Consider the following 16,130-nt stretch of genomic DNA (forward strand, 5'->3'; position numbering starts at 1 on the left):
TTTTTCTTGTATCTACCGGTGAGTATAATTTCAGTCAAACGGTAGAATCTAGCCAGACAGCTTGTCGCGGCTGATGCGGATGCCCGCTTTCTCGCGATCCCAGGTCTCGGTGGTGATGCCCTCGCCGCGCAGCTCCGCCTTCATCACCTTGGCCGACGGCGTCTTGGGCAGTTCGTCGAGCACGCGCAGATACCTTGGCACCATGAAATAGGGCATGCGGTCGGCGAGGAAGTGGGTGAGCGCGACCGGATCGACGCTGCGGCCCGGCACCGGCGCCACCACGACCATCACATCGTCCTCCGAATATTCGCTGGGCACGCCGATCGCCGCCGCCTCGCGCACATCAGGATGCGCGCAGACTTCCAGCTCAACCTCGAAGGAGGAGATGTTCTCGCCGCGGCGGCGGATGGCGTCCTTCACTCGGTCGACGAAATAGAAATAGCCGTCCTCGTCGCGGCGAAAGGCATCGCCGGTGTGGAACCAGCCGTTGCGCCAAGCCTTCGCAGTGGCCGCCTCGTCCTTGTAGTAGCCGCTGTTCATTCCCCACGGCCGGTCGGTGCGCACCAGCATCTCGCCGACGCTGCCAACGGGCACCTCGCAGTCATTGCTGTCGACCAGTCGCACCTTTGCGCCGGGGCGCACGCGGCCGCAGGTGCCGGGCTTGGCGGGGTTCGCCTCCGACACGATCGGCGACGAAATCTCGGTCATGTTGAAGATGGTGTGGATATCGATGCCGAACCGCTCCTTGAAGGCGGCGGCATCGTCGGTCAGCGGCACCATCATCGCGACACGGACATGATGGTCGCGGTCGTCGAGCGACGGCGGGCGCTTCACCAGGAAGGTCGCCATCACGCCGAGCAGGAAGATCACCGTGGCGCGCGTCGCCTTCACCAGCGGCATGAAGCTGTCGGTCGAGAAGCTCTCGACGATCGCCACCGATCCGCCACGCGCCAGCATCACCACCGGCGGGCCCATGCCGCCGATATGGAAGAACGGCCCGACCGTCAGGTAGCGATCCTCGCCGGTTACCATCGGCCAGCTCTCCGGCCCGGCGTTGCTGTACATGTGCAGGTAGGACGAGAGAACGCCCTTCGACGGGCCGGTGGTGCCCGAGGTGTAGATGATCGACTGGATGTCCCAGGGATCGATCGGCCGGTCGAGTTCGGGCGGCTCGCCGCTGCCCGACAGCGCCTCGAACGGCGTCGCCGGCAGGCTTCCCCTATCGCCGCGCCCGACGATGACCGCCTGCTCAAGCCTCGCCCGATCGATGTCGGCGAGGCGCGGCGCGAGATCGGCGTGGACGACGATCAGCTTCGCGTCCGAATTGGCGACGACATGCGCCAGCAGATTGCCGCGATAGGCGGTGTTGAACGGTACGAACACCGCGCCGAGATAGTTGACGGCATAGAGCGTCAGGAACGCTTCGCGCCCGTTCGGCAGCCACACCGCAACATGCTCGCCGCGCTTCACGCCGAGCCGTGCGAAGCCTGCCGCCACCGCGCGCACCCGCCGCCGCACCTCGGCGAAGCTCCACTCCTCGCCATCCTGGAAAACGACGTGCGTCTTTTCGGGCGATACGCTCGCCCAATGGTCGAGCTGGTAGCGCAGCACGCAGGCGCGCCGATCGGGAATGCGAATGTCGCTGAAATCGCGCGATGCCGTATCGCTCATCATCGATCTCCGGAAATCTGGGCAGGGATGCCGCGCGCGTTCCGCGCCGGCGGGCCGATCAGTTGAGGCCGACGAGCCTCATGCAGGCGTGAACCACCTGGTCGATCATCTGCTCTTTCGGGCGCCGGCTGGTCGGCCGGTAGAAATTGGGCAGCCACGACAGCAACCCGCCCATCCACACCGACATCGCCGGCGCGTCGTTGAGCGTGATCGCACCCTCCCGCTGGGCGCGCTCGACCAGCTTGGCGATGCGCGAATCGAACTCGTGCCGCAGCCGCAGAATCTGCTGCGCGCGGACGCGGTCGAGGTACATCATCTCGCGCTGGTAGACGACGATATACTCGTGCCGCTCGATGATGATCTCGGCGACGCGGGTCAGCGTCAGGCGCAGCTGCTCGACGGCGGTGGCCGCTTGGCCCTCCGCATCCTCGACCGCGGCGAGCGATTCACGGATGCCGATCTCGCAGATGGCGGCGAGGATGTCGCCCTTGTTGCGGAAATAGGAATAGAGGAACGGCTTGGTGACGTGCAGCCGCTCCGCCACCTGGTCGAGCGTGGTGCCGCCATAGCCATTGGTATGGAACAGCGCCGATGCTTCCTCGAGGATGCGGCCGCGCTTGTAGGCGGCGACCTCGGGCTTCAGCTTGCGCGAGGCGCGCGCCGGCGCTTCGTCGTTCGCCGGCTCGGCGGGACGGGCGGGGGCAGCGCTCATGCCGCCTTCCGCAGGATCTGCAGGATATCGTCGGCACTGCTCACCGGGCGCGGGTTGGTGCGGCCCCAGATGTCGAGCAGCGTGTAGTCGGCGATCTGCTGGAAGCGGTCTTCGCTCACTCCGACCTCCGACAGCGTCCGTGGCATTCCCAATCCCCGAATAAGCCGGTCGAGCGCCACCGAAGCGGACTCGCCGGGCGACCCCAGTCCGGCGCTGATCCGCGCCTGCCGGCTGGCGTCATGTTCCGCATTCCACGCGAGCACATACGGCGACATCACGCAAGACGTATAGCCGTGCGGCACGTCGCAGGTGCCGCCGAGAATATGGCCGATCGCGTGGCTGGCGCCCATCGGCACGCCGCCGATGATCGAGATCATCGACTGCCAGGCGCCGACCTGGCACTTCAACCGCGCGTCGAGATCGGACGGGTCCGCCTTCACGCGCGGCAGCCCCTCGACGAGCAGGCGCAGCGCGCTGTCCGCCATGCCGTCGGCGAAGTCGTTCGACTGCATCGAGGCGAGCGTCTCCACCGCATGGTCGACGGCGCGCACCCCGGTCGACAGCCATAGCCATTCGGGGGTGTGCCGCGTCAGCGCCGGGTCGAGCACCACGGCGACCGGCGCCATCGCGCGATGGTCATAGCCCTGCTTGTGCTGGACCCCCTCGTCTGTGGCGCCCGACAGCGTGTTGAACTCACCGCCCGACAGTGTCGTCGGCACGCAGATTACACGAACCTCGGGGCCGGACTTCAGCGGGTTGATCACCTGCCCGTCAGGATCGACGTAGATGTGCAGCGGCTCGAAGCCTTCGACGCTGGTGACGCCATGCGCCAGCAGCAGCGCGACGATCTTGCCGGCGTCGGTGACCGAACCGCCGCCAACGGTGACGATCAGGTCCGCCTTCGCCTCGCGCGCGGCAAGGGTGGCGGTCAGCACGTCGGTGCGCGGCGCGTGCGGGCGCATCCCACTCCAGGTCGCGGCGTGGCGCCGGCCCAGCGCCGCCTCGATCGCCGCGATCTCGCCGGTATCGCGGCGCAGCGTGTCGCCGACGAGCAGGAACACGCGAACCGCGTCGCGCTCGGCGGCCAGTTCGGCGATAACCTCGGCGGCGGGGCGCCCCATGATGACCTTCTCGGTCGCGGTAAACGTCAATGCGCCCGAACGCATGATCAACCTCCCAGTGCCAGCGCTTCGTTGTTGCCGACAGCGTGGCAGAGGCGTACTGCTACTGTCCAGTATATTTATTGTGATCAGTAGTTAAATGCCGCTTGACCCAATATCTACCCACGAGTAGCCGTTAGCTTATGCGAGGGGATCAGCGCGACATGGTCGCGGGTACGACATTGGACGTGGCCGTCATCGGCGCCGGCTTCGCCGGCATCGCGATGGCGCATGCGCTGGCGAAGCGCGGCGACCTGAGCTTCCGTATCCTGGAAAAGGCGACGCGTGCCGGGGGCACCTGGCGCGACAACACTTACCCCGGCTGCGCCTGCGATATCCCCGCGCACCTCTATTCGCTGTCGTTCGCGCCAAACCCCGACTGGTCGCGCATGTTCGCGTCGCAGGCGGAAATCCTCGACTATCTCGAGGAGGTGATCGATCGCTTCGGCCTCGGCAAGCATATCCGCTATGGCGCCGACGTCGCCGGCGCCGCCTGGGACGAGCGCGGCAAGATCTGGCGCGTGGCGCTGGCCGATGGCGAGGTGATCCACGCGCGCACGCTCGTCTCGGCGATCGGCGTGCTTCACCATCCGAACTATCCCGACATTCCCGGCCTGAAGGATTTCGGCGGCAAGCTGATCCACACCGCCGAATGGGATCATGGCTATGACGTCGCCGGCAAGGCGGTGGCGGTAATCGGCACCGGCGCCAGCGCGGTGCAGGTCGTCCCCGCCATCGTCGACAAGGTCGGCAAGCTCAGCGTCTTCCAGCGCACCGCCGCCTGGATCGCGCCGCGCTTCGACCGCGCCTTCGACGACGCTAAGCGCGCGCAGCTCCGCCGCAGCCGCCTCGCGCGCTGGTGGTTCCGCGCGCAGCTGTTCTGGGCGCACGAGAAGCGCGCCACCGGCTTCACCAAGGCCGATCCGGGCGCGCTCGCCAAGTCGGAGGCGATGTGCCGTGGCCTGCTCGATCGGCAGGTGAAGGATCCGGTGCTGCGGGCGAAACTGACCCCCAACTACAAGGTCGGCTGCAAGCGGCTGATCGTGGCGTCGGACTATTACCCGGCGCTGCAGAAACCCAATGTCGAGCTGGTGATCGACAGCATCGAACGCATCGACGCGACCGGCATCGTCACGCGTGATGGCGTGCATCACCCGGTCGATGCGATCGTGCTCGGCACCGGCTATGATGCGCAGAACCCGCATTCGCACCTGCCGATCCGCGGCATGGGCGGCCGCACCCTGCAGCAGGTGTGGGCGGCGGAGGGCAAGAACGCCCTGCTTGGCACGGCGGTGCTTGGCTTCCCCAATCTGTTCCTGATCACCGGCCCGCACACCGGCGGCGGCCACAACTCGCAAGTCTTCATGATCGAGGCGCAGGTCCACTACATCATGCAGGCGCTGAAGCTGCTGCGCGGGGCCGACCGCATCGAGGTCCATTCGGTCGCCTTGCGCGCCTTCGCCGAGGACATGGACCGGCGGATGGAGAAGAGCGTCTGGAAGGGCGGCGGCTGCACCAGCTGGTTCCTCGATCCCGAAACCGGCCGCAACACGCTGCTGTGGCCGAGCTATTCGACCGACTTCTGGCTGAAGACCCGCCGCCTCCGGCGCCGCGACTACCGGATCGACTGATCGCATGAACGACAACCATTCGCCGGCGGGACCGCTGGTCGGCGTCCGCGTGCTCGAACTCGCCGGGCTCGGCCCGACCCCCTTTGCGGCGATGATGCTCGCCGACCTCGGCGCCTCGGTGCTGCGCATCGACCGCACCGGCGGGCCGGCGGTGTCGGCGGGCGATTCGCGCCTCGACACGTTGAACCGCAGCCGGCCGTCGCTGGCGCTCGATCTCAAGTCGCCCGAGGCGATGGCGACGATCGCCGCGCTGGTCGCCAGGGCCGATGTGCTGATCGAAGGCTACCGCCCCGGCGTCGCCGAGCGGCTGGGCCTCGGCCCCGACGCGCTGCACGCGATCAATCAGCGCCTCGTCTACGCGCGGATGACCGGCTGGGGACAGACAGGGCCGCTGGCGCTGAAGGCCGGGCACGACATCAACTATCTCGCGCTGACCGGCGGCCTGCACATGATCGGCCCCGGCGACCGGCCGCCCCCGCCGCCGCTCAACCTCGTCGGCGATTTCGGCGGCGGCGGCATGTTCGCCGTCACCGGCATCCTCGCCGCGCTGGTCGAGCGCGCGACCTCGGGGAAGGGCCAGGTGATCGACTGCGCGATGGTCGACGGCGCGACCACCCTGCTGGCGCAGGCCTATGCGTGGCGCGACATGAATTTCTGGACCGACGATCGCGGCGAAAACCTGCTCGACGGCGGCGCCTATTTCTATCGATGTTACGAGACCGCGGACGGCGGCTATCTGGCGGTCGGTGCCATCGAGCCACAGTTCCACAGCGCCTTCATTGAGGGCCTTGGCCTCGACCCGGCCGACTTCGACGGCCAGATGGACCGCCGCCACTGGGCGGCGCGCGCTGCACGCATCGCCGAGGTCGTGCGTAGCCGCACGCGCGATGACTGGGTGGCGGCGTTCGATCCGTTCGACGCCTGCGTGTCGCCGGTACTGACGCCCGCCGAGGCGCCGGCCTATCACGCCAACGCCGCGCGCGATGTGTTCATCGGCGGCGCGCCGGCCGCCGCGCCGCGCTTCGACCGGACGCCGGGTCGCACCGGCAAGCCGACGCTCTCCGGCGAAGGCGGAGCCAACGCGCTCGGCGAATGGGGCGTCGACTGAGGCGAAAATCAAAGGGCAGGCAGGTGCACATGTTCGGATGGCACTGTCAGACTTGTGTGGCATGCTGTGGTCGACGCCGGAAGAGCAGCCGCGGCAGAGCCAAGCCACCCAGCCCGTTTCGCTGTTTCAATTCCTCGCCCGAAGTCATCCGCCTCGGGTGATGATGTATGTGAAATACCCGCTGTTGCTGCGCAACGTTGAGGATCTTCTTCACGAGCGCGGTATCGATATCTGCCATGAGACGGTTCGCTTCTGGCGGAACCGCTTCGGCCCGATGTTTGCCGCCGAGATACTGAAGGCTTGGAAATTTCTTCTACACTAGCGACGAAGTTCACGCCCAAAAGTCAATTGTAGCTTTAACCTGACAGCACCCGGTTTAAGCGGCACTCATTATGTTGAATTTATGCCTGACAACTCCGATCCCAATATATGCTGGCCATCCGCTGACTAGTGGGCTGCGGCGAGGTTAACTTTTCAACGTGCAGTCATTGCATTTCGCAGGTGCGGACGGCCCCACGCGAGCACGATTGCCGCGAGCAGCGTGGCGCTGCAGCCGACGATCGCCAGCGACGCGCCGACCTGGTCGGCATCAGCGAAATAATAATCGGTCACGAGCGCCACCAGCGTCGCTCCGACGGCGAGGCCAATCACGTTCAGCAGGAAGATATAGACCGACGAGACCTGCGCGCGCAGCCGGTTGGGGGTGAGCGAGGCAATGGCAGCCGGCGCGATACCGAAGGGCAAGCAAACGAAGAAGGTCGAGGCGGCGATTGCGACCATCAGCAGCGGCACCGACTCGATGAAGGGCAACACCGCCATCGACGGCAGGAGGCCGGCGGCGCTGAACAGCGCCGCCACCAGCGCCGCATCGTTCACGCCGCGGCGCAACAGCCGTGCTGCTACCGCGCCACCGCTGATCACGCCGAGCGTAGAGAAAATGCAGAATACCGCGCCGTAGCTGAAGCCGGCCTGTGCCGGGGTCAGTCCATGCGTGCGGATGAGGAAGGACGGCAGCCAGGCGAGGCTTGAATAGCCGACCATGCAGAGCAGCGAAAAGCCGACGAAGATCGAGCCGAGGCAGGCGCGGCGCGAGCGGACGAAGGCCAGCGTTTCGGCAAGCGTTGGCGCGGTGCCGTCCGCAAGGCGGGCGCCATCGTAGCGAACCGGCTCGCGAATGGTGAACAGCAAGGGCGCCAGCAGCAGGCCGGGGATTCCCACGAGCAGGAAGACGCTCTGCCACGGCGCGAGACCGATCGCCGCGACGATGTCGAGCGATTGGGCGGCGGCGACCGCAGCGCCGCCGACCATCATCGCGAGGCCGGCCCCGAAGAAACCGCCCGCCTGGAAGAAGCTCGTTGCCCGGCCGAGGTCCTCCTTGCCGAAATAGTCGCTGAACATCGAATAGGCGGCGGGGACCAGCGCTGCCTCGCCGGCGCCGACGCCCATGCGATAGAGGAAGAGCAGCAGGAAGGTCGGCGCCAAGCCGCACATCGCAGTCATCAGCGACCAGAAGACCACCCCGACGACGATGATATTGCGGCGGTGCGAACGGTCGGCGAGCCAAGCGATAGGCACGCCGAGTGTACTGTAGAAGAATACGAAGGACAGGCCCTGCAGCAGGCTGATCTGCGTGTCGCTGAGCCCGTAATGCGCCCGGATCGGATCGACGAGCAGGTTCAATATCTGCCTGTCGACGAACGACAAAATGTAGAAGAGCGTCAGTACCGCGACGACGTACCAGGCATAACCGCCGCCACGCGTCGCCGCGCTGCCGACATCCGCATCGAGTCGCGGGCTGGCTTGGTTCATGTCGTCATCCCCAGGAAGCGGCGGGCATTGCCGGCCAGGATAGCGGTCAGGTCGGCGGGCGAAAGACCGAGTGCATCGAGCCGGTCACCCGGCCGCGGCTGACGGATCTCGAAGGGCTCGTCGCTGCCGATGCACAGCGAGCCGACGCCGAGCAGGTCGACGAGCATGCGAAGCAGCGGCGGCTCGTAGACCAGCGTGTCGAAGAAGAGGCCGCGCGCGAGCTCGATCGGCGAGGCGCCGAACAGCGCGGCGGTGCGGGCGTTGCGCTCCCACGCCACCTGCAGGCGCGGCAGGATCGTCGCGAAGCTGCCGCCGCCATGCGCGAACGCCACGCGCAGCCCGGGAACCTGCGCGCGGATGGCGTAGCCCAGAAAGGCGGTGACGCAGCGCCCCTGATCGACCGGATAGTCGATCAGATTGACGGCAAGTTCGGGCGGCAGACCGCAGGACGGCGCGGCGACGCCGGTGCGCACGGGGTGGACGAACAGCGCGAGATCGAGCGCCTGCAGCGCCTCGAACAGCGGCAGGAAGCGCGGGCTGCCGAGCGGATCGCCGCCGATGAAGGCGCCTGCCTCGATGCCGGCGAGCCCGAGGTCGTGTTTCAGGCGCGGCAGCTCGGCGATCGCCAGATCAACGTCCTGCAGCGGCACGGTGCCGAGGCCGACGAAGCGCGCGGGGGCGCGGCGCACCATCGCGGCGATGGCGGTGTTGACGGCGCGCGCCAGCGACAGCCCGTCGTCAGCGCCGAGTGCATAGCCGAGCAGGTCAGGCATCGGCGACAGCACATGGATATCGGCGCCCTCGACGTCCATTGCCGCGAGCCGCGTGTCGACGTCCCAGCTACGCGCGTCGAGCTGCCGCACGTCCTTGCCGCCGATCGCCAGCATCGCGCCGCTGCCGCCGTGGCGCATGCAGGGCCAGCCGCCGCAGCCGGCGTGCGGCGGCTGCGGGAAATGTTCGGGCACCACATGCGTGTGGATGTCGATCATGCGCCGGGCCGGTCACCTCCGCGGTCGATCGCGCCGGTGCGGCCGAAGCGCGGATCGGGCCGGCCGCCCCAGAGGTCGATGGTCTTGAGGCTCGGCTCGAGCCGCCGCGCGTCGCGCGCCGCGACCTCGGGGAACTCCTCCATCCCCGCCGAATATTCGAAGGTCATGCCGTCGGGGTCGAGGAAGTAGAGGAAGATGCTTCCCGACGGGAAGTGCTTGCCGGGGCCGAAGACGATCGGCGTGCCGCTGTCGTTGAGGCGGTTCACCGCGGTGCCAATGGTGTCCATGCCGTCGACCATGAAGTTGACGTGCTGGAGATGGTCGTCGCTGCCGCGCTGGATGGCGAAGCTGTGGTGCAGCGGATTGGGGAAGGCGCGGAGGAAGGCGACGCCGTCGCCGGCATAGTCGGAGACGAGGAAGCCCATCGTGCCGGTGAGTTCGGCGAGGCATTCGTCGAAGTGCTCGACGGTGAACACGACATGCCCGAGGCGGTCGATCCCAGCGAGGTCGGAGCGGAAGGGTTCGACGGGACGGCTCATTCCCGTAAAATATTCGAAGGCGATGCCGGTCGCCCGCTGACGGATGCGGAAGGCGCGACCGAGGCGGAGCGCGCGTGCTTCGGCAGCGTCGATCCACGCCGGCTGATAGCCTTGCACCGCATAGTGCGCGAAAGCGGCGTCGAGCTGGCGGTCGTCTTCGACCTCCCAGGCGACACGCTGCAGGCCGGGTACGGGGCCCTCGACGAGCAGCAGTTGATAGTCGCGATCGCCGCAGCGCAAGAATTGCGCACCATCTGTTTGCCCGCGATCCTCGAGCCCGACGACGTCGAGGTGAAACTTGAGCGATGCGGCCAGATCGGAAACGGTGAGCGCGAGATAGCCGAGCTCGCGGTGACGGAACGGAAACGACTGCGGCATGGCCCCCTCGGCAAGCGACGATCCCGCTAGGAAGCGCGGACCACGCCGCCGCGGCAACCGGGGCGCCGCAACGATGTGTCCATCAGCGCAGCCAAGCGACGCGGCTCATGCCGGCACTGCGGCGAGGTCGATCGAGGGGTCACGCACCTGCGCAGGGGTGATGTTGCGCGACAGGATGATCTTGCGCGCCAGCCGCTGGTCCTTCGGTCGATTAATCGATTCCACCGCGACCAGCCGGCCATCGCGAAAGGCATAGACCGAGAAAGACCCGGATTCGATCTCGCCGCGGATCGCCAGCTCTTCCGCGCCCTGTCCGATGCCGACGATGCCGATGCGCGCGTCGAACTGATCGGACCAGAAGGTCGGGACGCTCCGATAGCGTGTCGGCGTGCCGAGCAAAGTGGCCGCCGCCGCCTCGGCCTGATCGACGGCGTTCTGCACCGATTCGAGGCGGCAGGTGCCGGTCGGCGCGAAGTCGTTCGGATGGCGTGTGCAATCGCCCGCCGCGACAATGTCGGGGTCGGAGGTGACGCCGTGGCGATCGACGACGATGCCATCGTCGCAGCGCAGCCCGGCGGCGCGCGCGAGGTCATCGTTGGGAAGGCTGCCGATACCGACGATGATCGCATCGGCCGCGACCTCGCTGCCGTCGGTGCAGCGGACACCTGCGGCGCCGATGGCCTCGATCCCGGTGCCGGTGCGGATATCCACTCCCTCGCGGCGGTGGAGAACCTCGAGATAGGCCGACAGGATCGGACTGGCCGAGCGTGCGAGCAGGCGATCCTGCATCTCGATGAGGGCAACGGAGCGCCCCAGGCCACGCAGCGTCGCCGCTGCTTCGAGGCCGATGAAGCCGCCGCCGATGATCGTGACACCGGCGACGGCGGGCAGCCGCGCCTGCAAGGCGAGACAATCGTCCATCGTCGTCAGATAGAATGGCGCTGCGGCCTCAGCGCCTGGAACCACCAGCCGTCGCGGCCGGCTGCCGGTGGCAAGCGCCAGCTTTCCAAAGCCGATCGCTGACCCGTCGCTGAGCCGGAGTTGCTTACGGTCACGGTCGATCAGTTCGACCCGGACGCCCGCGAGATGCTCAACGCCGACCGCGGCGAGGTCGTCCGCCAGCGCCAGTTCCTTCACTGCCATGCCGCCGCCCAGGAAGCCCTTGGTCAGCGGCGGGCGCTGATAGGGGGCGCAGGCTTCGTCACCGACCAGCGCGAGGCTGCCCGCGAAGCCTGCCTGCCGCAGCCGGCCAACGATCGCGACGCCGGCATGGCCGGCGCCGACCACCACGATGTCGAAGCGACGCAACATGTCAGGCGACGCGCCGTACCTCGACGCCCCAGCCGCGCAGGATCGAGTCGACGATCGTCTCGGCGACCTCCTCGGGGTCGAACCAGGGAAACTGGCTCGGGCCGTTGGCCATCGCCACGACGCCGAAGGTAGCGGTGAGCAGGCTCTGCATCGCCATGTCGAGATCGCGTGGCGCGGCAGGTGCGTCGCGGATGACTTCGCTGAGCATTGTGCGGAAATACTGGTAGGACTCGGTTGAACGGCCGAAGCTTGAGGCGGGATCGACCCGGTCGCGTTCAACGCCCGGCCCCTGCCAGACGAACATGATGCGGAAATCCTCAGCGTGCTGAAGGAAATAACGCACCCAGGCGAGAAAGATCTGACGCACCTTTTCGATCGGGTCGCGCGTCTGGTCGACCGCGCCGCGCATATAGACATGGAGGTTGGCGAACTCGTCTTCCCACACATGGCGGAGCAGATCCTCCTTGCCGGGGAAATAGAGATAGATCGCACCCGCGGTGCACCCGACGCGCGCCGCGATCTTGCGCATGGTGAGGCCGGCGTAGCTTTCTTCAGCGAAGGAGCGGCGCGCAGCCTCGATAATGCTCTGGCGAAGGCCGTCGCTCGGCACGGACTTTGCCGCCTTCTGTGCTTTCGGATTTGCCGCCATCTACGCCCCTTCCCCGCTGGCTTCAGCCGGTTGCCGCCGGTATCGCTCAAGCGCTTCGCGCATGTCGTCGGCAAATGCCAGCGCGCCGTAGCGTCCGTCGGACTTGCGACCAACCTGAACGAGTGTCGAGCTCATCCGATAGCGCGGTTGGCCGTCCTTCGATGCAGTGATCGCGACGTTGACCGAACTCTGGCCGATTTCCTCGACCACCAGCTCGTAGCTCAGCAAGTCGCTGACGTGGATCTGGCCGAAAAATTCGCAGGTCGTCTTCACCGTCGGAAGCGACTTGTGCTCGACGGCATGGAAGGCATGCGGCGTGCGACCGGCGAAGCAGGTGAACCAGTCCTCGATCACCTCGCCGCCAAGCTCAAAGGCCTTGGGGTAGAAGATCAGCCCCGCGGGGTCGCAATGCTGGAAGCGGATCAGCTTTTCCTGGACGAAGGCTGGCATAGAATCTCCTCAGGCGGCGCGCGCCGGCAGCGATTGCGACAAGGCGTCGATGGCCCGGTCGAGCGCCTTGCCGTCCTCATCGGCGAGCGCCGCCTCGCGCAGGGCGTCGACGCGTTCGGCCGCGTCGGCGTGCCCGATGAGCAATGACAAGGCCGCTACGATCGCGTGATAGCTCTGCCGGCCGCGTTCGAGCGTGCTGCCGTAGCCGCGCACCAATGTAAGCAATTGCGCGGTGGACAGCGCTAGCGCGTAATCGGCGCTCATCCCGCGCAACAGGTCGAGCCATTCATCGATGAGGCGACTCTCGATTTGCTGCCCGAGGCTGTACGGGCGCAACCCGCGCAGCCGGGCGATCACGTAGAGCAGGAGAAAGCCGCGCAGGCGCGAGGTGCGAATGGTAAAGCCGCCGTGCAGCAACTTGCCGAACATCCGGTGCGCCAGCGGCGATGCGGCGAGCCGCTTGCCGATCGAGGCCGGTAGCAGATCGAAGGCCTCTTCGGGGCGCGGCGCAAGAAATTCGGTGACGTCCCAGGTGCCATCGGCCACCAGCCGGTTCTCCGAGGCGACGCTGGCAAAGCGGCGACGGCGCGTCTTGATGTCGGCGACGCGGATGACGTCCTCATGCGCCATGCGCAGCGCGAGCAGGCGCGCAACCTCCAACGACAAGGCGTAGCCGCGTCCTGCGGTGTCGGTCGCCACGATCGGCTGCAGTCGATCAAGGTAGCGACGCGCGTAGCCCGCACCTTGATATTCAATGAGGCGCGCGACCGCGAGGTCGAGCAGGTCGTGCAGTTGCGCCGGAAAGCGCCGCCGCACCTCGGCCGCCAGGTCGGTGCCGATCGGCGCCTCCGGAACCGTTGTGCGGACCTCCACGTCGGGGAGCGACTGCGTCCCCGCGACCGCGCGGTCATAACCGGTGGCGAAGCCGCGCAGGTTCGCCGCCACCGCGATCCCGCCGTGACGGATCGTCCGCTCGAACGCGTCGCGCGCGAAGGGCAGCACCGCCGCGCCGGCGAGCGTGCCGAACAGCACCGCGCTCAGCGGACAGCCTGCCTGAGCGGAGATCTCGCGCATGTCGAAGGCGACAAAGCGCTTCGCCGCGGCGACGCAATTGTCGAACACCACGGTCGAATCGCGACGCCCGTCGAAGCGCGAGAGTTTCTCCTCAGTGGTATATTCGCGGTGCGACGAGGTGATGAGTGTCGTGCGGTCGGGCGTGACCAAGCCGCGCAGCACCGAACGCCCCCCTTCTGCCAGCTCGGAGGCGATGACGATGTCGGTGTGGCCCGGCACGGCCATCAGCGCGAAGACCGGGGCGGCGGGCGCGCCGGCGCGCGGGTAGATCTCGACATAATAGATCGTCGCGCCCGATCGCTGGGCGAAGCCGGGTACCGAGGTGATCTGCGCGAAATAGCCTTCAGCTTCGGCAGTCTCGGCGATCCAGTCGGCGAGCACGCCGCCGCCGTGCCCGCCCATCGCGTTGATCGCGATCGTGGTGATGCGCGCCGTCATGACGCGTTCGCCTCGATCGGCTCGATCCGGCGCTGCAGGAAACCAATCACCGATCGGCGCAACCGCGCGCGCCAACGCTCCGAGGGACATTCGTTGGTCACGATGTCGAGCCGGTAGAAAGACGGGCAGAGCACCGCTGCATGCGCGACCTCGCCGCAATGCCCGCAGCCGACGCAGGATTCCTCAACATGGACGACGGGCTCGCGCTTCAGCGGGTCGGGATTGTCGCGCAGCCCGAGGGACGGACAGCCCGACAGCCGCATGCAACTGCGGTCGCCGGTGCAGGTCTCGGCGTCGACGCCGAACTTCTGACGGACGACGCGTTGCCCGGCAGAGAGCTTCTTCTTTACCACCTGCTTTTCGCGGCGCTGCCGGTTGAGCATGCATTCCGAGGTAGCGATCACAACCTTGAGGCCGGTTTCTTCGGTAGTGAGCGCGTCGCGCAACGCGCCTTTCACTTCCTCGATGTCGTAGGATGTGACCTCGCGCACCCAGTTGACGCCGACCCCGCGCACCGCGTCGCCGATATCATGCTTGGTGCTGCGTGCGATGTTTGTGGCGCGTGTCGAGGGAATGTCCTGGCCCCCCGTCGCCGCCGAATAGTCGTTGTCGACGACGAGGATGACGTTGTCGCTCTTGTTGTAAATGGCGTTGACGACGCCGCTGCTCAGGCCGTTGTGCCAGAAGCCGCCGTCGCCCATCACGCTGATGCTGCGTTTGCCGGGCACGCCGGGCAGCGCCGAGGCGCTCGCAGCCGACAGGCCGTAGCCGAAGGTGCCCTGGCCGAGTCCGAACGGCGGCAGCAACACGAAACCGTTGCAGCCGATATCGCCGCTCACATGGAAATGTCCCAGCTCCTGCCGCAGCATCTTCATCGCGGTGAACACCGGCCGCTCGGGGCAGCCGGTGCACAGCGAAGGCGAGCGCGGCGCGATGTTCTGCGCAAGCCCCGCGGCACCGGCCGGCGTCGTCCCGACCGCGGCGTCGACGCGGATGACATCGCGTGACGCGTTCGGCCGCTTGCCCGCGGCGAACACCGCCAGTGCGTTGCGGATCACCTCGACGCTATATTCGCCCGCCCGGGGCAGTTCGCCCTTGCCCATCACCGTCGTCGCGAGCGCCGATTTGTGGAGGATCGCCCGAACCGCTTCCTCGATGAACTCGGGCTGCCCTTCCTCGACGACCAGCACCGATCGCTTGCCACGGCAGAAATCTTCCACCTCGTCGTTGCAGAGCGGATAGGTGACGTTGAGGACGTAAATCGGGATGCGCGAGGCGCCGAACACGTCGCACAGGTCGAGCTGGGTCAGCGCGCGGATCAGATTATTGTACATGCCGCCCTGGACGATGATCCCGAGATCGTCGTCGGGGCCGTCGAAGATCTCGTTGAGCTTCTCACGCCGGATGAAGTCGAGCGCCGCCGGGAAGCGGCTGTGGATTTTCTCCTGTTCATGGCGGAGGGTGTGCGGCGGGCCGGTATAGCCCTCGGCACCGAAGTCGCGCGTTTCTTCCATCGCCTCGCGCATCGTCATGGCTGGCCGCACATTGTCGCCGCAGGTGAAGCGGCCGTAGAGGTGGCAGGCGCGGATGCGCAAGGTGAGCATTACCGGCGTCCGGCTCGCTTCGGACAACTCGAAGCCGGTCTTCACCGCCTTGACGATGCTGGGCAGATTGGGCCGTGGATCGAGCAGCCAGACCTGCGACTTCATCGCGAAGGCGTGCGTGCGCTCCTGCATGATGCTCGACCCTTCGCCATAATCCTCGCCGAGGATGATCAGCGCGCCACCGGTCACCCCGGTCGAGGCGAGATTGGCGAGCGCGTCACTGGCGACGTTGGTGCCGACGGTCGATTTCCAGGCCACCGCGCCCCGCAGCGGATAGGTCGCCGACACGCCGAGCATCGCCGCCGCCGCCGCTTCACTGCTCGAGGCAACGAACTCGATGCCGGTATCCGCGAGAATGTCGCGCGCGTCCGAGAGCACGTCGAGCAAATGCGAGATCGGCGCACCCTGATAGCCGCCGACATAGCTGACGCCCGATTCGAGCAGCGCCTTGGTCACGGCGAGGATGCCCTCGCCGTTGAACTCTTCGCCGCTGCCAAGCCGAAGCTTGTCGATCTCTTTGGTGAACGAGCGTTCCGCCATGACCGTGCCTTGTCTGCTATACGTGTTCAGTTTGCCTGAACATGCTAGGCAGTCAATAGCTGGAACG

The 16,130-nt window shown here is 66.9% G+C and carries 13 protein-coding genes and 1 pseudogene; 3 read left to right on the plus strand and 11 right to left on the minus strand.

Features of this window, described 5'->3' with window-relative positions; all coding sequences use genetic code 11:
- Positions 1-48: 48 nt before the first annotated feature.
- From ACFOMD_RS09945 to ACFOMD_RS09955, 3 genes are read right to left on the minus strand one after another with little or no spacing between them, the layout of a single operon-like run.
- A complete protein-coding gene (locus ACFOMD_RS09945; protein WP_380860667.1) occupies positions 49-1,674 on the minus strand; it encodes an AMP-binding protein in 1,626 nt (541 codons plus the stop codon).
- Positions 1,675-1,729: 55 nt separating this feature from the next.
- Positions 1,730-2,383: a TetR/AcrR family transcriptional regulator gene (locus ACFOMD_RS09950; RefSeq protein WP_380860670.1), complete on the minus strand. Its 654-nt coding sequence runs from the start codon at positions 2,381-2,383 to the stop codon at positions 1,730-1,732.
- Positions 2,380-3,549 carry an iron-containing alcohol dehydrogenase gene (locus tag ACFOMD_RS09955; protein WP_380860673.1) on the minus strand — a complete coding sequence of 390 codons (1,170 nt, stop codon included), beginning with the start codon at positions 3,547-3,549 and terminating at the stop codon, positions 2,380-2,382. The genes ACFOMD_RS09950 and ACFOMD_RS09955 overlap by 4 nt, the downstream gene beginning before the upstream one ends.
- 158 nt (positions 3,550-3,707) lie before the next feature.
- On the opposite strand from ACFOMD_RS09955, the gene ACFOMD_RS09960 reads away from it, so the two are divergent.
- The 3 genes and pseudogenes from ACFOMD_RS09960 to ACFOMD_RS09970 all read left to right on the plus strand — a co-directional run.
- Entirely contained in the window at positions 3,708-5,174 is a 1,467-nt protein-coding gene (locus ACFOMD_RS09960; protein WP_380860676.1) for a flavin-containing monooxygenase, read from the plus strand.
- 4 nt (positions 5,175-5,178) lie between these two features.
- A complete protein-coding gene (locus ACFOMD_RS09965) occupies positions 5,179-6,282 on the plus strand; it encodes a CaiB/BaiF CoA transferase family protein (protein ID WP_380860679.1) in 1,104 nt (367 codons plus the stop codon).
- Positions 6,283-6,338: 56 nt separating this feature from the next.
- A pseudogene (locus tag ACFOMD_RS09970) lies at positions 6,339-6,574 on the plus strand (hypothetical protein); the annotation flags it as partial.
- A gap of 182 nt (positions 6,575-6,756) precedes the next feature.
- Here the strand turns inward: ACFOMD_RS09970 and ACFOMD_RS09975 are convergent.
- From ACFOMD_RS09975 to ACFOMD_RS10010, 8 genes are all read right to left on the minus strand, one after another.
- On the minus strand, positions 6,757-8,091 hold the full coding sequence (locus ACFOMD_RS09975; protein ID WP_380860685.1) for a spinster family MFS transporter: 1,335 nt from the start codon (positions 8,089-8,091) through the stop codon (positions 6,757-6,759).
- Positions 8,088-9,080 (minus strand): amidohydrolase family protein, encoded by a 993-nt coding sequence (locus ACFOMD_RS09980; RefSeq protein ID WP_380860688.1) that lies wholly within the window; start codon positions 9,078-9,080, stop codon positions 8,088-8,090. The genes ACFOMD_RS09975 and ACFOMD_RS09980 overlap by 4 nt, the downstream gene beginning before the upstream one ends.
- Entirely contained in the window at positions 9,077-9,997 is a 921-nt protein-coding gene (locus ACFOMD_RS09985) for a VOC family protein (protein ID WP_380860691.1), read from the minus strand. Before ACFOMD_RS09985 ends, ACFOMD_RS09980 begins: the two co-directional genes overlap by 4 nt.
- A gap of 105 nt (positions 9,998-10,102) precedes the next feature.
- On the minus strand, positions 10,103-11,308 hold the full coding sequence (locus ACFOMD_RS09990; protein WP_380860694.1) for an NAD(P)/FAD-dependent oxidoreductase: 1,206 nt from the start codon (positions 11,306-11,308) through the stop codon (positions 10,103-10,105).
- Between the two features lies 1 nt (position 11,309).
- On the minus strand, positions 11,310-11,957 hold the full coding sequence (locus ACFOMD_RS09995) for a TetR/AcrR family transcriptional regulator (RefSeq protein ID WP_380860697.1): 648 nt from the start codon (positions 11,955-11,957) through the stop codon (positions 11,310-11,312).
- A complete protein-coding gene (locus tag ACFOMD_RS10000; RefSeq protein WP_380860700.1) occupies positions 11,958-12,407 on the minus strand; it encodes an acyl-CoA thioesterase in 450 nt (149 codons plus the stop codon).
- Positions 12,408-12,416: 9 nt separating this feature from the next.
- Complete coding sequence (locus tag ACFOMD_RS10005; protein ID WP_380860703.1) at positions 12,417-13,919, minus strand: indolepyruvate oxidoreductase subunit beta family protein; 1,503 nt, start codon at positions 13,917-13,919, stop codon at positions 12,417-12,419.
- On the minus strand, positions 13,916-16,063 hold the full coding sequence (locus ACFOMD_RS10010) for a thiamine pyrophosphate-dependent enzyme (RefSeq protein ID WP_380860706.1): 2,148 nt from the start codon (positions 16,061-16,063) through the stop codon (positions 13,916-13,918). The genes ACFOMD_RS10005 and ACFOMD_RS10010 overlap by 4 nt, the downstream gene beginning before the upstream one ends.
- Between the last annotated feature and the right edge of the window lie 67 nt (positions 16,064-16,130).

Origin of the sequence: Sphingoaurantiacus capsulatus (assembly GCF_042648405.1) — a bacterium.
In the GTDB taxonomy this organism is placed as follows: Bacteria; Pseudomonadota; Alphaproteobacteria; order Sphingomonadales; family Sphingomonadaceae; genus Sphingoaurantiacus; species Sphingoaurantiacus capsulatus.

Bases quoted from the DNA above. Each gene is read 5' to 3' on its own strand.
- ACFOMD_RS09990 (WP_380860694.1), bottom strand. From the start codon at position 11,308: ATGTTGCGTCGCTTCGACATCGTGGTGGTCGGCGCCGGCCATGCCGGC.
- ACFOMD_RS10005 (WP_380860703.1), bottom strand. From the start codon at position 13,919: ATGACGGCGCGCATCACCACGATCGCGATCAACGCGATGGGCGGGCAC.
- ACFOMD_RS09975 (WP_380860685.1), bottom strand. From the start codon at position 8,091: ATGAACCAAGCCAGCCCGCGACTCGATGCGGATGTCGGCAGCGCGGCG.
- ACFOMD_RS09980 (WP_380860688.1), bottom strand. From the start codon at position 9,080: ATGATCGACATCCACACGCATGTGGTGCCCGAACATTTCCCGCAGCCG.
- ACFOMD_RS10000 (WP_380860700.1), bottom strand. From the start codon at position 12,407: ATGCCAGCCTTCGTCCAGGAAAAGCTGATCCGCTTCCAGCATTGCGAC.
- ACFOMD_RS09965 (WP_380860679.1), top strand. From the start codon at position 5,179: ATGAACGACAACCATTCGCCGGCGGGACCGCTGGTCGGCGTCCGCGTG.
- ACFOMD_RS09995 (WP_380860697.1), bottom strand. From the start codon at position 11,957: ATGGCGGCAAATCCGAAAGCACAGAAGGCGGCAAAGTCCGTGCCGAGC.
- ACFOMD_RS09945 (WP_380860667.1), bottom strand. From the start codon at position 1,674: ATGATGAGCGATACGGCATCGCGCGATTTCAGCGACATTCGCATTCCC.
- ACFOMD_RS10010 (WP_380860706.1), bottom strand. From the start codon at position 16,063: ATGGCGGAACGCTCGTTCACCAAAGAGATCGACAAGCTTCGGCTTGGC.
- ACFOMD_RS09985 (WP_380860691.1), bottom strand. From the start codon at position 9,997: ATGCCGCAGTCGTTTCCGTTCCGTCACCGCGAGCTCGGCTATCTCGCG.
- ACFOMD_RS09955 (WP_380860673.1), bottom strand. From the start codon at position 3,549: ATGCGTTCGGGCGCATTGACGTTTACCGCGACCGAGAAGGTCATCATG.
- ACFOMD_RS09950 (WP_380860670.1), bottom strand. From the start codon at position 2,383: ATGAGCGCTGCCCCCGCCCGTCCCGCCGAGCCGGCGAACGACGAAGCG.
- ACFOMD_RS09960 (WP_380860676.1), top strand. From the start codon at position 3,708: ATGGTCGCGGGTACGACATTGGACGTGGCCGTCATCGGCGCCGGCTTC.